The 17,767-nt window shown below is 73.9% G+C and carries 12 protein-coding genes; 5 read left to right on the top strand and 7 right to left on the bottom strand.

Features of this window, described 5'->3' with window-relative positions:
• Positions 1 to 373: 373 nt before the first annotated feature.
• The 3 genes from ACIPXM_RS33175 to ACIPXM_RS33185 form a co-directional block, all read right to left on the bottom strand.
• Entirely contained in the window at positions 374 to 1,627 is a 1,254-nt protein-coding gene (locus ACIPXM_RS33175; RefSeq protein ID WP_401663222.1) for a ThuA domain-containing protein, read from the bottom strand.
• On the bottom strand, positions 1,624 to 3,819 hold the full coding sequence (locus ACIPXM_RS33180) for an RICIN domain-containing protein (protein ID WP_401663224.1): 2,196 nt from the start codon (positions 3,817 to 3,819) through the stop codon (positions 1,624 to 1,626). Before ACIPXM_RS33180 ends, ACIPXM_RS33175 begins: the two co-directional genes overlap by 4 nt.
• A gap of 80 nt (positions 3,820 to 3,899) precedes the next feature.
• Positions 3,900 to 5,294, bottom strand: a complete 1,395-nt coding sequence (locus ACIPXM_RS33185) for a ricin-type beta-trefoil lectin domain protein (RefSeq protein WP_401663226.1) — start codon at positions 5,292 to 5,294, stop codon at positions 3,900 to 3,902.
• 418 nt (positions 5,295 to 5,712) lie between these two features.
• Here ACIPXM_RS33185 and ACIPXM_RS33190 point away from each other — a divergent pair, with 418 nt between their 5' ends.
• Together ACIPXM_RS33190 and ACIPXM_RS33195 are read left to right on the top strand one after the other, a co-directional pair.
• Positions 5,713 to 6,684, top strand: coding sequence for a LacI family DNA-binding transcriptional regulator (locus ACIPXM_RS33190; protein WP_401663228.1), 972 nt, complete (start codon positions 5,713 to 5,715; stop codon positions 6,682 to 6,684).
• A gap of 113 nt (positions 6,685 to 6,797) precedes the next feature.
• The gene (locus tag ACIPXM_RS33195; RefSeq protein WP_401663230.1) at positions 6,798 to 9,932 is read left to right on the top strand and encodes a glycoside hydrolase family 3 protein; all 3,135 of its coding nucleotides are present in this window, start codon (positions 6,798 to 6,800) and stop codon (positions 9,930 to 9,932) included.
• A gap of 90 nt (positions 9,933 to 10,022) precedes the next feature.
• On the opposite strand, the gene ACIPXM_RS33200 is transcribed toward ACIPXM_RS33195, so the two are convergent.
• The 3 genes from ACIPXM_RS33200 to ACIPXM_RS33210 form a co-directional block, all read right to left on the bottom strand.
• Positions 10,023 to 11,096, bottom strand: a complete 1,074-nt coding sequence (locus ACIPXM_RS33200; protein WP_401663233.1) for a tetratricopeptide repeat protein — start codon at positions 11,094 to 11,096, stop codon at positions 10,023 to 10,025.
• Positions 11,093 to 12,385, bottom strand: coding sequence for a tetratricopeptide repeat protein (locus ACIPXM_RS33205; protein ID WP_401663236.1), 1,293 nt, complete (start codon positions 12,383 to 12,385; stop codon positions 11,093 to 11,095). The genes ACIPXM_RS33200 and ACIPXM_RS33205 overlap by 4 nt, the downstream gene beginning before the upstream one ends.
• Before the next feature lie 157 nt (positions 12,386 to 12,542).
• Complete coding sequence (locus ACIPXM_RS33210) at positions 12,543 to 13,199, bottom strand: hypothetical protein (RefSeq protein WP_401663238.1); 657 nt, start codon at positions 13,197 to 13,199, stop codon at positions 12,543 to 12,545.
• Between the two features lie 509 nt (positions 13,200 to 13,708).
• On the opposite strand from ACIPXM_RS33210, the gene ACIPXM_RS33215 reads away from it, so the two are divergent.
• Positions 13,709 to 14,170: a DUF5709 domain-containing protein gene (locus ACIPXM_RS33215; protein WP_401663241.1), complete on the top strand. Its 462-nt coding sequence runs from the start codon at positions 13,709 to 13,711 to the stop codon at positions 14,168 to 14,170.
• Positions 14,171 to 14,202: 32 nt separating this feature from the next.
• On the opposite strand, the gene ACIPXM_RS33220 is transcribed toward ACIPXM_RS33215, so the two are convergent.
• Positions 14,203 to 15,447, bottom strand: coding sequence for an SLC13 family permease (locus ACIPXM_RS33220; protein ID WP_401663243.1), 1,245 nt, complete (start codon positions 15,445 to 15,447; stop codon positions 14,203 to 14,205).
• A 355-nt stretch (positions 15,448 to 15,802) separates the two neighbouring features.
• On the opposite strand from ACIPXM_RS33220, the gene ectA reads away from it, so the two are divergent.
• Entirely contained in the window at positions 15,803 to 16,348 is a 546-nt protein-coding gene (gene ectA, locus ACIPXM_RS33225; RefSeq protein WP_401663246.1) for a diaminobutyrate acetyltransferase, read from the top strand.
• 95 nt (positions 16,349 to 16,443) lie between these two features.
• Entirely contained in the window at positions 16,444 to 17,748 is a 1,305-nt protein-coding gene (gene ectB, locus ACIPXM_RS33230; protein ID WP_401663248.1) for a diaminobutyrate--2-oxoglutarate transaminase, read from the top strand.
• Positions 17,749 to 17,767 lie beyond the last annotated feature (19 nt).

A 17,767-nucleotide genomic window follows, 5' to 3' on the forward strand; every position in this document is an offset into this window, starting at 1 on the left:
GAAGGGGTCGGCCGGGAAGGCCGTGCGGCGGGTCGTGGCACCCGGACGTGGGTCGGGTGCCGCGCGCCGGGTGCGGGATCGTCGCGGGTCAGCGGTGGCGGCCGCGCAGCCGGCACCGGAGCGACGAAGAGGCCAGGATCACGTCGTACCGGGCGCGGGGGACGACGGGGGCGGGGACGGCGGTGAGGGCCGTGGCGCGCATGGGTCATCTCCCTTCGGACGGTGTGGCGTTGATCGGTACAGCGGTGAGTGTAGGGAACGCCGGGCGGTGCGGTGAAACGGTTTTACGGGGCGGCGTTTCGAGCGGTCGTACGGGCAGGGGTGCGGGCGCCGCTGTCGGCGCGCCCGCACCCCTGCCCGTACCGTGGACGTGCTACGGCTGCGCCGTGAGCCGGAAGCTCTGGGACGGGGAGTCGTCGCAGGTGCGCTGGACGAGCGGAACGGAGTCGGCGGTGCCGGTGCTCGCGGTGAGGCATTTGCCGCTGTGGCGGGCGACGAAGCGGGTGCGGCCGGAGGGTTCGGTGACCGCGCGCCACTGCTGGTTGGTGCCGCCGCCGTAGGCCCACAGTTGCAGGGGTGCGCCGTCGGCGGTGGACCGGTCGGTGACGTCGACGGCCTGGGCGGGTGCGGTGCGGACGGCGAGGCGGCTGTAGCCGCTGTCGGTGGCGGTGATCCGGAACTGCTGCGCCTGGGTGCCGTTGCAGGTGTACTGCTGGACGACGGTGCCGTTGGCGGTGGCCGCGGCGCGGGTGTCGACGCAGCGGCCGTTGCCCTCGTTGGTGAGGGTGTACCAGGGGTCGGCGGGGGTGGTGGGCGCGTCGGCGAGCCACCTCAGCGCGTCGATCAGCATCCGGTTCTGGGTGGCGCTGGCGAAGGTGGAGGAGAGTCGGGTGTTGGTGCTGTAGTTCATGGCGTTGTGGCCGAAGTTGGCGTACAGCATGCGGTACTTGGTGTTGGTCCAGACGATCGGGTAGTCGCCGCTGTACCAGGACTGGTCGGGGTCGGTGCCGAGCGGGAAGCTCGACGGGTCGACCGAGGCGAGGACCTTGATGTCGGGGTTGGCCCGCAGGTTGTTCGACCAGCTGTACCACTCGCTGACGGCGGAGGTCCAGGTCGTGGGGAGGCTCGCGGCGACGGGGTGGGAGGCGTTCTCGGTGCGGAGCACGGCGGTGGTCGGACCCCAGGTGTTGGAGCGGAAGTTGCCGCTGCCGAGGAACTGGTTGTAGTACCAGTTCCAGCCGCCGGCGTCGGTGGTGAAGGCGGAGACATGGAAGCCGAGCCAGCCGCCGCCCGCGCGCATGTAGCGCTCGAAGCCCGCTCGTTGGGCGGCGGTCTGCGGAGCGTCGTCGAGGAAGAGGACGACGTCGTAGGCGTCGACGCCGCCGTTGGCGAGGAGGTTCCAGTCGGTGGTGGCGGTGTAGGAGAAGTTCTCGGCGGCGGCGGTCTTCGGGAACCAGGCGTTGGCTTCCTTGACGAAGTCGATGTGGGCGGCGTCCCAGGTGCCGTTGTAGAGGGCGAGGACCTTGAAGGCGGGGGCGGCGGCCACGGCGGCGGGGGCGGCCGTGCCGCCGGTGCCGAGGAGCAGGGCGGTGGTCAGGGCCAGGAGGCCGAGCAGGAGTCGTCTCACGGGTAGCTCACCAGATTCGCCACGTTGGTGGAGGAGTTGGAGGGTCCGCCACGGTCGTTGACGACGTGGCGGATGGTGCCGGTGCCGCCGAGGGAGACGGTGACCATGGAGCGGAAGCTGACGCCGGGCCGGTTGGGGGCCTCGATGGCGTGCTCGGCGGTGACGCCGGGGTTGACGTTGAAGTAGCAGTAGCTGCCGAGGCCGTAGGCGAGGTGGCTGGTGACGTTGTCGGCGACCTTGTAGGCGGCGTAGCCCTGGGTGCCGCCGTTCATCCAGGCGGCCTGGTTGGGCGGGTCGTACGGCATCTCGTTCTGGTAGAAGTAGGTCCGGCCGCGTTCGCCGTTCCACAGCGTCTGGTGCTTCTGGTAGTGCTCGACGAAGAGGCCGTACATGGTCACGTCGTCGCCGTTGACGACGAGTCCGGTGTCGGCGGTGTTGGTGGTCCAGCCGACGCCGCTGCCGTGGTCGGCGCGCCAGATCCACATGTGGTCGCCGATGACGTGGTCGCTGTTGACGACGAGGCTGGTGGTGGCCTTGCCGACGCCCGCGCCGCCGACGCGGAAGTACACGTCGTGCAGCGAGCTGGGGTTGGCGGCGTGCGAGGCGGTCGAGCCGGTGGGGCCGAGTTCGAGCAGCCGGGGCGAGGTGACGGTGCCCGCGTCGAACAGCAGGCCCGCGATCTTCACGCCGTCGACGTCGGCGACGGTCATCGCGGTGATGCCGTTGTCGGGGATCAGGGTGGCGAGGCCGAGGCCGAGCACCACGGTGTCGGGGCGGGTCACCCGCAGGGTCTGGTCGAGGTGGTACACGCCCGGGGTGACCAGGAGGTTCTTGCCCGCGTCCAGGGCCGCGTTGATCTGCCCCGCGGTGGCGCCCGGCTTGACCACGAAGAAGGTGTCCAGGCCGAGCTGGGTGCCGGGGCTGCCGCCGGTGGCCCAGCTGGTGGCGGTGGCGTCGGTGCGGACCGGCGGGACGACGACCTTGTAGGCGCCGGAGGCATCGACGGTGAGGTAGGGCTTCTCGCGGACCACGGGGGCGCGGTCGACGGTGGTGTACGGCGGGTTGGGGAAGCTGGTGGCGGGGACGCCCTGGCTGCCGACGAAGACCATGTTCCAGTTGGCACCGGTCCAGCTGCCGAGCTGGGAGTTGCGGGTGAGCCACTGCTGCTGGGTGCCGGAGCGGACCTGGCCGTCGACCTTGCTGTCGGCCATGAAGCCGCCGCTCGACCAGCCGCCGTCGCTGAGTTCGAGGTTGCCCCGGACGTGCATCCGGCGGTAGGCGGACGCCTGTGAGACGGCCCAGCGGTCGGTGCCGCCGGTGGGGTTGACGGAGAGGTTCTCGGCGCCGCGCCAGAAGTTCTGGGTGGCGTTCTGCGGCGGGAACCAGTCGGCCTCGACGTGCACGGCGCCGTTGATGGTGACCGCGTCGGGCGACTGGCCGAGGCCGATGACCTGGGTGTAGAAGCCGACGTTGACGTCGTTGGTGTAGGTGCCGGGCTTGAACAGGACGGCGTACCGTTCCGGCCCGAACTGGTTGGTCTCCTGGCGCTGGAAGATGCTGTTCAGGCGGCTCTGCACGGTCCCGGACGGCATGCTCGGGTCCATCACCACGACGTTGGGGCCGAGGTCTGGGTCGCCGGTGGGCGGGGCGACCTGGGTGACCTGGAAGCGCTGGGCGGCGGTGCCGTTGCAGGTGTACTGGACGAGCTGGACGCTGTCGCCGGTGGCGGCGCCGGGCACGTCGAGGCACTTGCCGCTGTTGCGGTTGACGAAGTGGAAGGCGCCGCCGCCGTCGTCGACGGGCTGCCACTGCTGGTTGAGGCCGCCGCCGTAACTCCACAGCTGGAGGCGGGCGTTGTCGGTGGTGGACACGTCGGTCACGTCGACGACCTGGTCGGCGGCGTTGCCGTTGCCGATCCGGTAGTAGCCGCCGCTGGTCGGGGTGAGCGTCCACTGCTGCGCGGTGGTGCCGTTGCAGGTGTACTGCTGGACGGCGGTGCCGTTGACGGTGGCGGCGGCGCGGGCGTCGAGGCACTTGCCGCTGCCGTTGTTGGTGAGCGTGACGGTGCCGGCGGGCGGTGCGGCGGCGGGCGCCGCCGTGGCGGGGGCGGGTGAGAGCCCGACGAGGACGGAGCAGAGCGCTCCGCCGGCGGCGAGCGCGGCGCCGAGGCGGCGCCGCTGGGGTATGGGCATGGTGCTCCTCGGGAACGTGCGGGCGGGGACCGTGACGGGGCCGGGCGGACGGGGTACGGAGGCGCGGGGGCCCGGCGGCGTCAGCCGGTGTAGCCGGCCAGGATCCGGGTGAAGTCCCAGGGCTGCTGGGCGATGCCGGAGCAGGTGTCGGCGCCGCCGCCGGTGCACGGGCGGTCGCGGTTGACGGACCAGAAGGTCAGCCGGGCGAGGTGGCTCTGGCGCGCGTAGCCGAGGATCGTGCGGAAGTCGTCCTGGGTGATGGTCTCGCCGACGTCGGTGACGCCGTTCATCGAGGAGATGCCGGTGTGCCGGTACGCCTGGTCGTCGCTGTAGCCGTAGGCGTTCTTGACGGCGGTCTTCAGGCCCTCGGCGGCGCGGACGGACAGGGTGCCCATGTTCTGGCCGTTGCCGCCGAAGTCGAACGGCATGATCGTCCAGCTGTCGACGGTGAGTCCGGCGCCGGCGGCCCGGTTGATCAGGCTGGTGTCGGGGCCGTTCTGGCCGGTGCCGAAGGTGACGTACACCTTCAGTCCCGGGTTCTTGGACCTGACCGTCTTCAGGGCGTCGACCGTGCGCTGCTGGACGGCCGGGCTGTCGTACGCCTCGGCCTCGATGTCGATGTCGATGGCCTTCAGGCCGTACGCGTCGATGACCTTCTGGTAGGCGGCGGCGAGCGTGGCGGCGCTGGTGCAGGAGCTCTCCAGCTTGTTGCCGCTCCAGCCGCCGAAGGACGGGATGACGTCGCCGCCCGCCGCGCGGACGGTGTTGACGGTCTGCTGGTCGACGCCGCCGGTGAGCGGGCGGGCGCCGTCCCACTGGGGGTTGCAGGTGCCGTTGGAGAGGACGAAGGCGAGGGTGAACCACTTCACCCCGGTGGCGTTCATGACGGTGGTCGGGCTGGGCGGGCTGCCCCAGCCGTTGTAGAGGTACGGGGCGACCGCCATGTTTCCGCCGGGTGCGGGGTCGGTGCCGCCGGGCGCGGGGGCGGTCCACTTCTGGTTGGCGGCGCCGGTGCAGCTCCAGATCTGCAGCCGGGTGCCGTTGGCCGAGCTGTTGCCGGTGGCGTCGAGACACTTGTCGGCCGCGGGGTTGACGAGGTCACGGGCGGCGGTGACGGTCCAGCGCTGTGCGGCGCTGCCGTTGCAGTCCCACAGCTGGATCTTGGTGCCGTCGGCAGTTCCGGCGGACGTGACGTCGAGACATTTGCCGAGGGCGCGGACGGTGCCGTCGGTGCGGACGTCCCAGTTCTGGGCGCTCGTGCCGTTGCAGTCGTACAGCTGGACGGCGGTGCCGTTGGCGGTGGCGGCCCCGGCGACGTCGACGCACTTGCCGCCGATGCCGGTGATGGTGCCGGTGGCGGCCTGGGCGGGGGCGCCGGTGGTGACGGCGAGGCCGCCGGCGGCGAGGGTGAAGGCCGCCAGGGTCAGCGGCAGCCGGGCGCGGTGCGTCCGGCGTGCGGGGTGGTTGCGGGGCATGGGGGGTTCAGGTCCTCTCGACAGGCGGACGGGCGCGTCGGTGGGAGCGGGGCGGGGGCCAGGAGGGCGCGCGGTGTGCGACGTGCGGGGGGGGGTACGAGATGGGTGGTGCGTGGTGCGAGGGTGTGCGGCGCGCCGTGGGCCGCCGGGCGGTGCCGGTCGGCACCACCCGTGGTCGTTCACCGTTGTGAACGGCATCCCGCCTTCTGAGCGGGGAACCTAGAGGTCTGAACCAGACACGTCAAGCGGTGGCGCATTCAGATCTTGAACACACAACTCCCCTCCCATCCCGGCCGGTTGAGTTCCGGCCGGTTCTGACGTGAAGTCTTGACGGCGGGTTCGGGCGGCTGTTGACTCACGGCCACGCTCCGGAACCGGTTCCGACAGCGATGTCAGACCTGCCTCGGGAGGCCCCTCGATGCGCGTCACCATCTCCGATGTCGCACGTGCGGCGGGGGTCAGCAAGACCACCGTGTCCCGGGTCCTGAACACCGGGGCCGAGGTCGGCACCGGCACCGCCGCCCGTGTTCGTGAAGTGATCGATCTGCTCGGCTATGTGCCCAGCTCGGGGGCGGTCGGTCTGGCCCGGGGCAGCAGCAGGACCATCGGCATGTTCGTGCCCTCGCTCACCTGGCCGTGGATGGGCGAGGTGCTGCAGGGCGTCGCCGACACCGTCGAGGCCGCCGGATACGGGATGCTGCTGCTCAGCCACGGGCGGGGCGCCCGGTCCCTGGCGCACGTCGCCGCCCAGGTCTCGGCCGGCGCCTTCGACGGCCTGCTGGCGATCGTTCCGGAGGAGGCCGTCGGCACGGTCGCCGCGCTGCGGCGGCGCGGGATGCCGGTGGTGGTCATCGACGACCACGGGCACCGGCCCGCCTTCCCCTCCGTGGCCACCACCCAGCACGCCGGGGGCGCCGACGCGGCCCGCCGACTGCTCGGCACCGGCCGCACCCGCCCCCTGGTGGTCACCGGTCCGCCGCGCTTCGGCTGCGTCCGCGAACGGCTCGCCGGATTCACCGGGCTGCTGCCCGCCGCCCTGGTCCTGGACGGCGAGTTCACCGAGGAGACCGGCCGTACGGCCGTCGGGCGGGCCCTCGCCGAGGGCCACGTCTTCGACGCGGTGTTCGCGCACAACGACCTGATCGCGGCGGGCGCGCTGCGCGTCCTGCGGGCGGCCGGGCGCCGGGTGCCGGACGACGTCGCCGTGATCGGCTTCGACGACCTGCCGATGGCCCGGCACACCGAGCCCGCGCTGACCACCGTGCGCCAGCCGATGCGCGCGATGGGCCAGGCCGCCGCCCGGATGCTGCTCGACGGGCTCGGCGGCGCGCCGCTGCCCGAAGAACCCCTGGTGATCCCCACCGAACTGGTCGTCCGCGCCTCCGCCTGATTCCCCCCCACCGGATCCACCGTCCCCACCGTCCCCACCGGATCCACCGTCCCCGGCCCCGTCTCCCCCACACCCCTTCCCGCGTCCCCCGCAGGCCCGTCCGAGGAGCTTCCATGCCGCACCAGGAACGCCCGCATCGACCCGTACGCATCCGCCGAAGGCGACATCGCCGGGCGGCGGGTGCCGCGCTGGCCGCCGCCACCGCCGTGCTCGCCGGACTGCTCGGCGGCGCCGTGCCCAGTGCCGCCGCGCCCGCCGAACCGGCGCCCCGGCCGGTGGACCGGTTCGAGGGCGAGGTCCCGTTCGCCGGGCCGCCCGCCGAGGGCCTGTTCACCTGGGGCAGCGACGCCGACGACCACCCCCGGCTGAGCCTCGCCGAGCGCGCCGACGCCCCCGAGGGCGGCACGGTGCTCCAGGGCGAGTACGGCATCAGCGGCTGGGGCGGCTTCACCCATGACTTCGCCTTCGACCGCCCGGCCCAGGACTGGACGGCGTACAAGGGGCTGCGGTTCTGGTGGTACGGGCAGAACACCGCGCCGCTGCCGCCCGGTTCGGGCCGCCGGATCAACTTCGAGATCAAGGACGGCGGGGCGAACGGCGAGGCGTCCGAGCTGTGGACGACCTCGTTCACCGACGACTGGGAGGGCTGGCACCTCGTCGAGATCCCGTTCTCGCGGTTCCAGTACCGCACCGACTACCAGCCGGTCGGCGGCATCGACCAGGTCCTCGGGCTCGACCGGATGTGGGGGTACGCGCTGACCCTGCCGACCGGCGCGCCCGGGTCGTTCGCGCTGGACGGCGTGGAGCTGTACGGGGCCGCCGAGCCGGTCGTGAACACCCGGGTGAGCACCACCTCCGTGGTGCACCCGGTGGCCGAGGGCGAGGCGGCGGTGGTCGAGCTCGCCGTCACCACGACGGGGTCCGCTCCGCTCGCCGCGCCGGTCACCGTCGCGTACACCACCGAGGAGCGTCCCGAGGGGACCACCGGCGGCGCCGAGCCCGGCAAGGACTACACCCCGGTCACCGGCAGCGTGGTGTTCCCGGCGGGCACCCCGTCCGGCGCCACCCGTCAGGTCACCGTACGGACCCTGCGGGACAGGGCGGCCGAGGCCGCCGAGACGATCCCGCTGACGCTCACCGTCGACGGCGCCAAGGCCCCGGCGGAGACCCCGGTGGTCGTGGTGAACGCCCACGGCCTGCCGTACCTCGACCCGCGGCTTCCGGTGAGGAAGCGGGTGGCGGATCTGCTCGGCCGGATGACCCTGGAGGAGAAGGCCGGGCAGATGACCCAGGCCGAGCGCAACGCGCTCCGCTCCCCCGGCGACATCGGCGGCTACGCGCTCGGGTCGCTGCTCTCCGGCGGCGGGTCGGTGCCGACCCCGAACACCCCCGAGTCCTGGGCCCGGATGGTCGACGGCTACCAGCTGCGCACCCGGGCGACCCGGTTGCAGATCCCGCTGATCTACGGCGTGGACGCGGTGCACGGGCACAACAACGTGCCCGGGACCACCCTGATGCCGCACAACATCGGCATCGGCGCGGCCCGCGACCCGGAACTCGCCGCGCGGACCGGCGCGGTGACCGCGAAGGAGGTGCGGGCGACCGGCGTGCCGTGGGACTTCGCGCCGTGTCTGTGCGTGTCCCGCGACGAGCGCTGGGGCCGCTCCTACGAGTCGTTCGGCGAGGACCCGGCGCTCGTCACGGCGATGGAGACGGTGATCCAGGGGATGCAGGGCGCCCCGGACGGCCGGGACCTGAAGCGGAACGACAAGGTGCTGACCACGGCGAAGCACTTCGTCGGCGACGGCGGCACCGTCTACGGTTCGTCGACGACCGGCTCGTACACCATCGACCAGGGCGTCACCCGGGTCACCCGGCAGGAGCTGGAGGCGGTGCACCTGGCGCCGTTCACGGAGGCGGTGAAGCGGGGCGCGGGCACGGTCATGCCGTCGTACTCGTCGCTCGACATCATCGGTGACGACCGGGGTCCGGTGAAGATGCACGCCGACGCCGAGATGATCAACGGGGTGCTGAAGGGCCGGATGGGCTTCGAGGGCTTCGTCATCAGCGACTGGCAGGCCATCGACCAGATCCCCGGCGACTACCCCAGCGACGTGCGCACCTCGGTCAACGCCGGACTCGACATGATCATGGTGCCGACCCGCTATCAGGAGTTCACGAGCACCCTGCTCGCCGAGGTCCGGGCGGGCCGGATCCCGCAGGCGCGGATCGACGACGCGGTGGCCCGGATCCTCACCCAGAAGTTCCGGCTCGGGCTGTTCGAGAAGCCGTACGCGGACACCACCCATCTCGCGGAGGTCGGCTCGGCCGGGCACCGCGCGGTGGCCCGGGAGGCGGCGGCCAAGTCGCAGGTGCTGCTGAGGAACGAGGGCGGGGTGCTGCCGCTCAAGCCGTCGCAGAAGGTGTACGTGGCCGGTTCGAACGCCGACGACCTCGGCAACCAGGCCGGTGGCTGGACCATCAGCTGGCAGGGCTCGTCCGGCCGGACGACCACCGGCACCACGATCCTGGAGGGCCTGCGCAAGGCGGCCCCGACGGCGGACATCGGCTGGTCCAAGGACGCCTCGGCGCCCACCGACGGCTATGACGTGGGCGTGGTGGTGGTCGGCGAGACCCCGTACGCGGAGGGGGTCGGCGATGTCGGCAACGGGCACGACCTGGAGCTGAGCGCGGCGGACCGGGCGGCCGTGGACCGGGTGTGCGGCGCGCTGCCGTGCGCGGTCCTGGTGGTGTCGGGGCGTCCGCAGCTGATCGGCGACCGGCTGCCCGCGATCGACGCCCTGGTGGCGTCCTGGCTGCCGGGCACCGAGGGCGACGGCGTCGCCGACGTGCTGTACGGCAAGCGGCCGTTCACCGGACGGCTGCCGGTGAGCTGGCCGCGCGCGGAGGCGCAGCTGCCGCTGAACGTCGGCGACGACCGCTACGACCCGCAGTTCCCGTACGGCTGGGGGCTGACCACGCTCGCCCCGGCGCCGTCCGGCGGGGAGCCGGCCCTGAAGGCGATGGGTCTCGCCGCCCAGGTGCTGCGGGCCGCCGGGCGCGGCGAATCGCCGGAGGCCCGTCGCCTGGTGGAGCGGGCGCGGCTGCTCGTCCAGGCCCGGATCGGGCAGCGGATCACCGAGGCGACGGCGAAGCCGTTCGCGCGGGCGGACCAGCTGCTGCTGTCCGGTGATCCGGCGGGTGCGGTGCGCGCGTTGACGGAGGCGTACCGGGCGGCGTCGGCCTGACGGCGGCACGTCGTACGTGAGCACCGGGGGTCCGGCGGGTGCGGGTGCCCGCCGGACGCCCGGCCCGTGCCGTGCGGGCCGCCGCCGGGTTCAGTTCTTCGGGGCGCGGCGCTGGAGCCGGGCGCGGCTCGCCCAGTAGGTGATGATCGCGGCCCAGAACAGCGGGAAGGCGAGGGTGCCGAAGAGCTGGACCCGCCAGAGCGCGAGGGTGAGCACCGAGTGGAGGGCGAGGACGCCGACCGCGGCGGCCATCGCGAGGACCGGTTTGCAGCCGCGCGAGACCAGCAGCAGCGGGCGGCGCAGCCGGGCCGGGACCCGCCGGGTCAGCCACAGGAACCAGCCGCCCCAGCCGGCGAGCAGCACCGTGGCGGCCAGGACGGTGGTGGGCAGGACGTCGCCGCCGCCGCGCAGCCGGGCCGAGGCGATGGAGGCGGTGGCGAAGCCGAGGAGGCCGACCCAGCGGGCGCCCGCGGCGATTCCCCAGGCCATGGTCTCCAGGTTGAACCGGGCCTGCCGGTCGGCCAGGTCGAGCGCCGCGGACTGCACGAAGCCGTCGGCGGCCTTCGTCCAGGAGCCGGGCCGCCACCAGCGGCGGCGCAGGTGCAGCAGGGACAGGTTGTTGTGGGCCTCGCTGCTCTGCGGGTCGAGCCGGAGCGCGGTCTCGTAGGCGCGTTCGGCGACCTGGTGGTTGCCGAGGCGCTGGGCGGTGAGTCCGACGAGGAAGTGGGCGTCGCTCTCCTCGGGGGCGAGGGAGACGGCGGTGCGGGCCGACTCGTAGGCGGCGCGCTTGCGTTCGGTGCGTACCGAGCGGTCGAGGACGGTGCCGAGGGTGTAGTGGGTGGCCCACAGCTGCGGGGCGAGGGCGACGGCCCGCCGGGCGGACTCCTCGGCCCGTTCGTGCTCCTTGAGGGTGAGCAGCACATGGGTGCGGGTCAGCCAGGCGCCGATCGACTCGGGTTCGGCGCGCAGCGCCCGCTCGACGAGTTCGAGGGCGAGCGGTTCGTCGCCGAGGTGGTGGTGGCAGCGGGCGAGCAGGGTGAGCGCGGTGGCGTCGTCGGGGTGTTCGGCGAGGTGGCGGCCGGCTTCGGCGGCGGCCTGCGGGTAACGGCCGAGGTCGTAGAGGGCGTCGGCCTGGAGCAGGGCGCGGCCGGTCGGTGAGGTCACAGCTTGCGCTTCTTCTTGAGGTAGCCGAGCAGGTCGTCGTACATGCCGCCGTCGTTGGCGAAGGTGGCCACGTTGCGGGCGGCGGTGAACCAGGACTCGCTGGACGGGCGGATCTGCCGGGCGGCGGACAGCAGGTCCTTGGTGCCGATCATGCGGACGGTGCCGGTGCGGGCGGAGTCGAGGAGCGCGGTCTCGGCGGCGCTCTCGCAGAGGTGGGCGAGGTCGGCGCCGGAGAAGTCCTCGGTGATCTTGACGATCCTGCCGAGGTCGACGGACTCGATGGGCCGCTCGCGCAGGTGGTAGCGGAGGATCGCCTCGCGGGCGGCGGCGTCCGGCGGCAGCACGAGCAGGGTGCGGTCGAGCCGTCCGGGGCGGCGCAGCGCGAGGTCGACGTCCCAGGGCACGTTGGTGGCGGCGAGCACGAAGACGCCGTCGTTGCGGTCGCCGTCGACGCCGTCGAGCTCGGTGAGGAGCTGGTTGACGACGTTGCGCAGGCCGCTGTGCTGCATCCGGGAGCGCTTGGCGCCGAGGGCGTCGAGCTCGTCGAGGAAGACCACGCAGGGGGCCTGGCGGCGGGCGGTCTCGAAGATGTCGTGGACGTTGCGCTCCGAGGCGCCGATGTACATGTCGAGGATGTCGGAGAGCGACACGGACAGGAACGAGGCGCCGAGTTCGCCCGCGACGGCCCGGGCGATGAACGTCTTGCCGCAGCCGGGCGGGCCGTACAGGAGCAGTCCGCCGCGCAGCGACTTGCCGTACAGGCGGCGCAGTTCGGGGTTGCGCAGCGGGGCGAGGAAGGCGGCCTCCAGGCGCTCCTTGACCTCGCTCATGCCGCCGACGTCGGCGAGGCGTACGGCGCCGGGGGCGTCGACCTCCCAGGCGGACGCGGTGCCGGGGTCGCCGGAGCCGTCGGCGGTGAGCGGCGCCTCGCGGGGTCCTTCCTGGTCGCTGAACCGGGGGCCGACGAGGTCCGCGACCTCGCGTTCGGCGGCGGCCCAGTCGAAGGGTCCCGTGGCGGGGGCGGCCGGGGCCTCGGGTGTGGCGGGGGCCGGGGCGGCGGGTGCGGCGGGTGCGGTGGGGCCCGGGAGGTTCATGGCGCGGGCCATCAGGTCCCGTACGGCGGGGTCGCCGGGGGCGTGCTGGAGGGCGACGGCGGCCTGGCCGACGGCCTCGTCGGCGCGGCCCTCCTGGAGCAGCAGCTCGGCGAAGTGGACGCGCAGGGGTACGTCGTCGGGCGCGGCGGTGACGGCGGCGCGCAGGCTGCGGAGGAGGGGTGACTCGTCGGGCATGGGCACAGCCTAGAAAGCCGCCCCGGGGCGCTGTCCAGCGGGTACGGCCCGGGGGTACGGACGGGGCCGCCGGGGCGGGGTGCGGGCGTCCGGGGCCGCCCGGGGGCCGGGGCGGGTGGCCGGTGCCGGGCGGTGACGGGGTGGGTGCCGGGGCGGGTCAGGAGCGGCCCCTGGCCGGGCGCTGCCAGCCTCCGCCGCCGCCCTGGCCACCGCGTCCGCCACCGCCACCCTGGCCGCCGCGTCCACCGGCGGCGCCGCCGCCGCGGCGCGGGCGCCTGCGCTGCGGTGCGGGCACCGGGGCGCCCTGGCCGCCTGCGGCCTCCGGGGAGGAGAACATCATCGGCACCGCGGGCGGGGCCGCGGGCTGCGGCGCGGGCGCCGCTTCGGGCGCGGCACCGGCCTGGGCCGCCGCCGGGGACTGGCCCTGCCGGGCCCCGGCGGGCGCGGCGGCCGCGCGGTGGGCGCCGGGGACCACGCTCGCGTGGGCGATCAGCGGCGCGCACGCCTGGCAGATCTCGGCGAGCGTCCAGACCTCGCCGACGACCGGGTTGTGGATGAGGACGAGCAGGGTCCGGCCGACGCAGGTGGTGCGGGTGGAGTGGTGTCGGCAGTCGCTCGCCCCGCAGGCGCAGGCCGCGTTGGGGCGGGCGCTGGCGAGCCGGGCGTGGGCGCGGACGTGTTCGACGGCGAAGGCCCGTACGGCGGAAAGGTCCTTGGACCGGGCCGGCATCCGGCAGCCGGGGGTGGAGCAGGCGACCGACGCGGAGTGGTCGGGGTGCCCGGTCAGACGGATCGTCCAGGTCCTGCCTGGCACACGCGATCCAGGGAGCATGCTCAACGCGCACGTTTCCGTTCAGGTAAGAGGGGTGTTGGCCATGGTTTTACCCCGTGCGCGTCGAAGGTTCACATCCGGAGGCCGTCCGGTTGCCCGTGGCGGCGCGATCCGGCCGCGTTTCCACCCCGCCGGACGCGCGTTCGGCGGGGCCCGGGGGTGTCTTCGGTCCCGGGGGCGGGGGTGACGGCCCTGGTGAGCGGGGTGGTCCCGGCGGGCCGCCGGGTGGCGACGGTCACCGGGGACGTGGCCGAGGTCCGTGCGCCGCGCCGGGGAGTACCGGGGCGGACGCGGGTGGACGGTGGCCGGATCCAGGGGTGTCCTGCCGATCATGCCCGACCGACGAGACACCCCCAGTCTCCCACGGCCTTCCGGGCGCCCGCCGCGCTGCCCGCTCGGCGGTACCGCGGCGGGCTGCGGTGGCGGTGCGCGGGGCGGGCGCCCAGCATGGATCTTGTACGGGCCGAGCGACGAGTGGCTGGAGTGTTCCGATGACCGAGAACGAGGTCTGGGGCGACGAGGTCTACCAGCCCGACGGCAGCGAGGTGCAGGACGACGCGGGGCTGCTCGACGCCTCCGACACCCTCGACGGGCCGCTCGACAGTCCGCTGGACGAGGGGTACGTACCGCCGGACCGGCCGTGGGCGGTGGAGCGGGAGGGTGTGACGGCGGCGGAGCGGCTGCGCGGCGAGAGCCTGGAGCGGCGGCTCGCCGAGGAGCTGCCGGACGACGGGCCCGATCCGGACTGGGACGGCATCGGGGACGCCGTGGGCACCGACGGCGAGCCGCTGGACAGCGAGGTCGGCGGCCGCAGGGCGGGCCGGATCATGGCGGGTGAGGGCGCGCTCGCGTTCACCCCGGTGGACGGGTACGCCCGGGACGTCGGCATCGACGGCGGGGCGGCGTCCGCCGAGGAGGCCGCCATGCACGTCGTCGTCGACGACGAGGAGTGAGGCCCGCCCGGCCCGGGCCGCGCCGAGCCGGTTCAGCCGAACAGGGCGAGTGAGGCCCACAGGGCGAGGGTCGCGGCGGTCAGGCCGAGCGGGACGGTGAGCAGGCCGAGCCGGGTGAACTCGCGGAGTTCGACCTCCTGGCCGTGCTGGTGCGCGATGCGCCGCCACAGCAGGGTGGCGAGGGAGCCCGCGTAGGTGAGGTTGGGCCCGATGTTGACGCCGAGCAGCACGGCGAGCACCGCGCCGGGTCCCGAGGGCGCCGCGAGCGGGGCGAGGGCCAGGACGGCGGGCAGGTTGTTGATCAGGTTCGCCAGGACGGCGGCCAGCGCGGCCGTGCCGAGCAGGGCGGGCAGCGAGCTGCCGTCCGGGAGCAGCGCGCCGAGGGCGGTGCCGAGGCCGTTGTCGACCACGGCCCGCACGACGATGCCGAGGGCGAGCACGAAGGCGAGGAAGGGCAGCGCGGCGGAGCCGACGATCGCCGCCGGTGTGGTGTGCCGCCGCAGCAGGGCCCGTACGGCGAGGACGGCCGCCCCGGCGGCCGCGGCCCACGCCGGGTCGATGCCGAGCGCCGAGGTCAGGCCGAAGCCCGCGAGCGTGGCGGCGACGGTGACCAGCGCGAACAGCGGCAGTTCGGGGCGTTCGGGGGCGGCGCGGGGCTGCGGCGGGGCGGCGAGTTCGGCGGCGAAGAAGCGGCGCACGACGGCGTACTCGACGGCGATCGCCGCGAGCCAGGGCAGCAGCATGAGCAGCGCGAAGCGGGTGAAGCCGAGGCCGGTGGCGGTGAAGGCGAGCAGGTTGGTGAGGTTGGAGACCGGCAGGAGCAGCGAGGCCGAGTTGGACAGGTGGGCGGCGGCGTAGCTGTGCGGGCGGGCGCTGGTGCCCATCCGGGCGGCGGTGGCGAACACGACGGGGGTCAGCAGGACCACGGTGGCGTCCAGGCTGAGGGCGGCGGTGATCACCGAGGCGAGCGTGAAGACGGCGCCGAGCAGCCGGCGCGGCCGGGCCCTGGCCCAGCCGGCCATCCAGGTGCCGCAGGCGTGGAAGAGGCCCTCGTCGTCGCAGAGCTTGCCGAGCACCAGGGCGGCGGCGAGGAAGCCGACGACCGGGCCGAGCCGGGCCAGTTCCTCCTGGACGTGCCCGAGGGGTATCGCGCCGGTCAGGATCAGGAGCAGGGCCGGGGGGATCGCGAAGACCGCCTCGGGCAGTCCGCGCGGGCGGACGACGGCGCAGATCAGCACCACGGCGAGCGCGGCGACCGACAGGGACTCGTACAGCATGCGGTCGATCATGCGGTACGGGGCGCGGGGCGCCCGAGCCGGGGGCGGTGCGCCGGGGCGCGGGCACGGCGTCGTGGGGCGGGGCGGGGGAACCCGTACACCTCACCCGTCCGCCGGGGTTCAAACGCGGAACCAGGCAGACTCTCATGGGATTGTGATGAGCGCATCGGCGCAGGCCGAGCCGTTACCCAGCCGTTATAAACGGTCATTTCACGCCGTTTGACGGTGGTTTGACCGCCGTCGCGCGCCGAAGTCCGCGATGGGTATCCGCCCGCGCACCTATCGCACCGACCGTTGGGCGCGCAAGGGGGCAGGACCAGGAAGTTCATCCCACCGGTCGGTAGCTTCGGCGCCCATGACCACAGCGCACCTGACCTTCACGCGGGCCGCCGTCGACATCGGACCGGCCCGGCCGACGGACGGCGCCGAACTCTGGCGGATCGCCCGCGGGGCCCGCGACCTGGACCTCAACTCGCCGTACAGCTACCTGCTGTGGTGCCGCGACTTCGCCGCCACCACCGCCGTCGCCCGGGACGTGACCGGCCGGCCCGTCGGGTTCGTGACCGGCTATCTGCGGCCACGGGCACCGGAGACCCTCTTCGTCTGGCAGGTGGCCGTCGACGATTCGTATCGCGGAAGCGGGGTAGCCGGAGCACTGCTCGACGCCCTGGCCGCCCGGGTCACCGCGGCCCGGCGCGCCCCGATCCGGCTGGAGGCGACCGTGACCCCCGGAAACGTGGCGTCCGACCGGCTGTTCCGCTCCTTCGCGCGCCGTCGCGGCGCCGAGCTGACCCGGACGGTGCTGTTCCCCGCCGAGGCGTTCCCCGACGGACCGCGCGCCGGCGTCGACGGCGGCCACGAGCCTGAGCTGCTCTACCGGATCGGCCCGCCGGCCGCCTGACCACCCGGCGCTGCGGCGACCCGGCCCGGACCGGACCGGACTGGCCCGCCGCCACCGGACGACCCAGCCCCCACCCCCTCGACTACGGGAGAACCGTGACCCTCACCGACACGTCCGCCACCACCACCGCCTTCGCCCCGTCCGTCTTCGAGACCGTCGAGTCCGAGGTGCGCAGCTACTGCCGCGCCTGGCCGGTGGTCTTCGAGCAGGCCAGGGGCAGCCGGCTGTACGACGAGGACGGGCGCCCCTTCCTGGACTTCTTCGCCGGGGCGGGGTCGCTGAACTACGGCCACAACAATCCGGTCCTCAAGCGCGCCCTGCTCGACTACCTCGCGGACGACGGCGTCACCCACGGCCTCGACATGTCGACCACCGCGAAACGCGCCTTCCTGGAGACCTTCCGGTCCGTGGTCCTGGAGCCGCGCGCCCTGCCGTACAAGGTGATGTTCCCCGGCCCGACCGGCACCAACGCCGTCGAGGCCGCCCTGAAGCTGGCCCGCAAGATCACCGGCCGGGAGACGGTGGTGTCCTTCACCAACGCCTTCCACGGCATGTCGCTCGGTTCGCTCGCCACCACCGGCAACGCCGCCAAGCGGGCGGGCGCGGGCGTGCCGCTCCCGCATGTGACGCGGATGCCGTACGACCACTACCTCGACGGCCGGATGCCGGACTTCCTGTGGTTCGAGCGGCTGCTCGGCGACCCGGGCTCCGGTCTCGACCGGCCGGCCGCCGTCATCGTCGAGACGGTGCAGGGCGAGGGCGGCATCAACGTGGCGCGCGCCGAGTGGCTGCGCGGTCTCGCCGAGCTGTGCCGCCGCCACGAGATGCTGCTGATCGTCGACGACGTGCAGATGGGCTGCGGGCGCACCGGGGAGTTCTTCTCGTTCGAGGAAGCGGGCATCACCCCCGACATCGTGTGCCTGTCGAAGTCGATCAGCGGCTACGGACTGCCGATGGCGCTCTGCCTGTTCCGGCCCGAGCTGGACCAGTGGCAGCCGGGCGAGCACAACGGCACCTTCCGCGGCAACAACCCGGCCTTCGTCACGGCGACCGCCGCGCTCGACACGTACTGGCGCGACGACGCCCTGCGCGACCGCACGCTCGGCCGGGCCGGGCGGGTCGAGGCGGCGCTCGCCGAACTGCTCGGCGAGGACGGGCGGTCCGGCGTCGCGTACCGGGGCCGCGGCCTGGTCTGGGGCCTGGAGTTCGCCGACGGGGCGCGGGCCGCGGCCGTCTGCCGCCGCGCCTTCGAGCTGGGGCTGCTCCTGGAGACCTCGGGGCCGCGCGACGAGGTCGTCAAGCTGCTGCCGCCGCTGACCGCGACGGACGACGAGCTCGACGAGGGCCTGGGCATCCTGGCCCGCTCGGTGCGGCACACCGCCGACCGCCGCACCGGCTGACCGGGCCCTTCCCGCCCCC

The organism is Streptomyces sp. NPDC090025 (assembly GCF_044748125.1).
Lineage (GTDB): Bacteria > Actinomycetota > Actinomycetes > Streptomycetales > Streptomycetaceae > Streptomyces.

Bases quoted from the DNA above. Each gene is read 5' to 3' on its own strand.
- ACIPXM_RS33180 (WP_401663224.1), bottom strand. From the start codon at position 3,819: ATGCCCATACCCCAGCGGCGCCGCCTCGGCGCCGCGCTCGCCGCCGGC.
- ACIPXM_RS33185 (WP_401663226.1), bottom strand. From the start codon at position 5,294: ATGCCCCGCAACCACCCCGCACGCCGGACGCACCGCGCCCGGCTGCCG.
- ACIPXM_RS33190 (WP_401663228.1), top strand. From the start codon at position 5,713: ATGCGCGTCACCATCTCCGATGTCGCACGTGCGGCGGGGGTCAGCAAG.
- ACIPXM_RS33195 (WP_401663230.1), top strand. From the start codon at position 6,798: ATGCCGCACCAGGAACGCCCGCATCGACCCGTACGCATCCGCCGAAGG.
- ACIPXM_RS33205 (WP_401663236.1), bottom strand. From the start codon at position 12,385: ATGCCCGACGAGTCACCCCTCCTCCGCAGCCTGCGCGCCGCCGTCACC.
- ACIPXM_RS33215 (WP_401663241.1), top strand. From the start codon at position 13,709: ATGACCGAGAACGAGGTCTGGGGCGACGAGGTCTACCAGCCCGACGGC.
- ACIPXM_RS33220 (WP_401663243.1), bottom strand. From the start codon at position 15,447: ATGCTGTACGAGTCCCTGTCGGTCGCCGCGCTCGCCGTGGTGCTGATC.
- ectA (WP_401663246.1), top strand. From the start codon at position 15,803: ATGACCACAGCGCACCTGACCTTCACGCGGGCCGCCGTCGACATCGGA.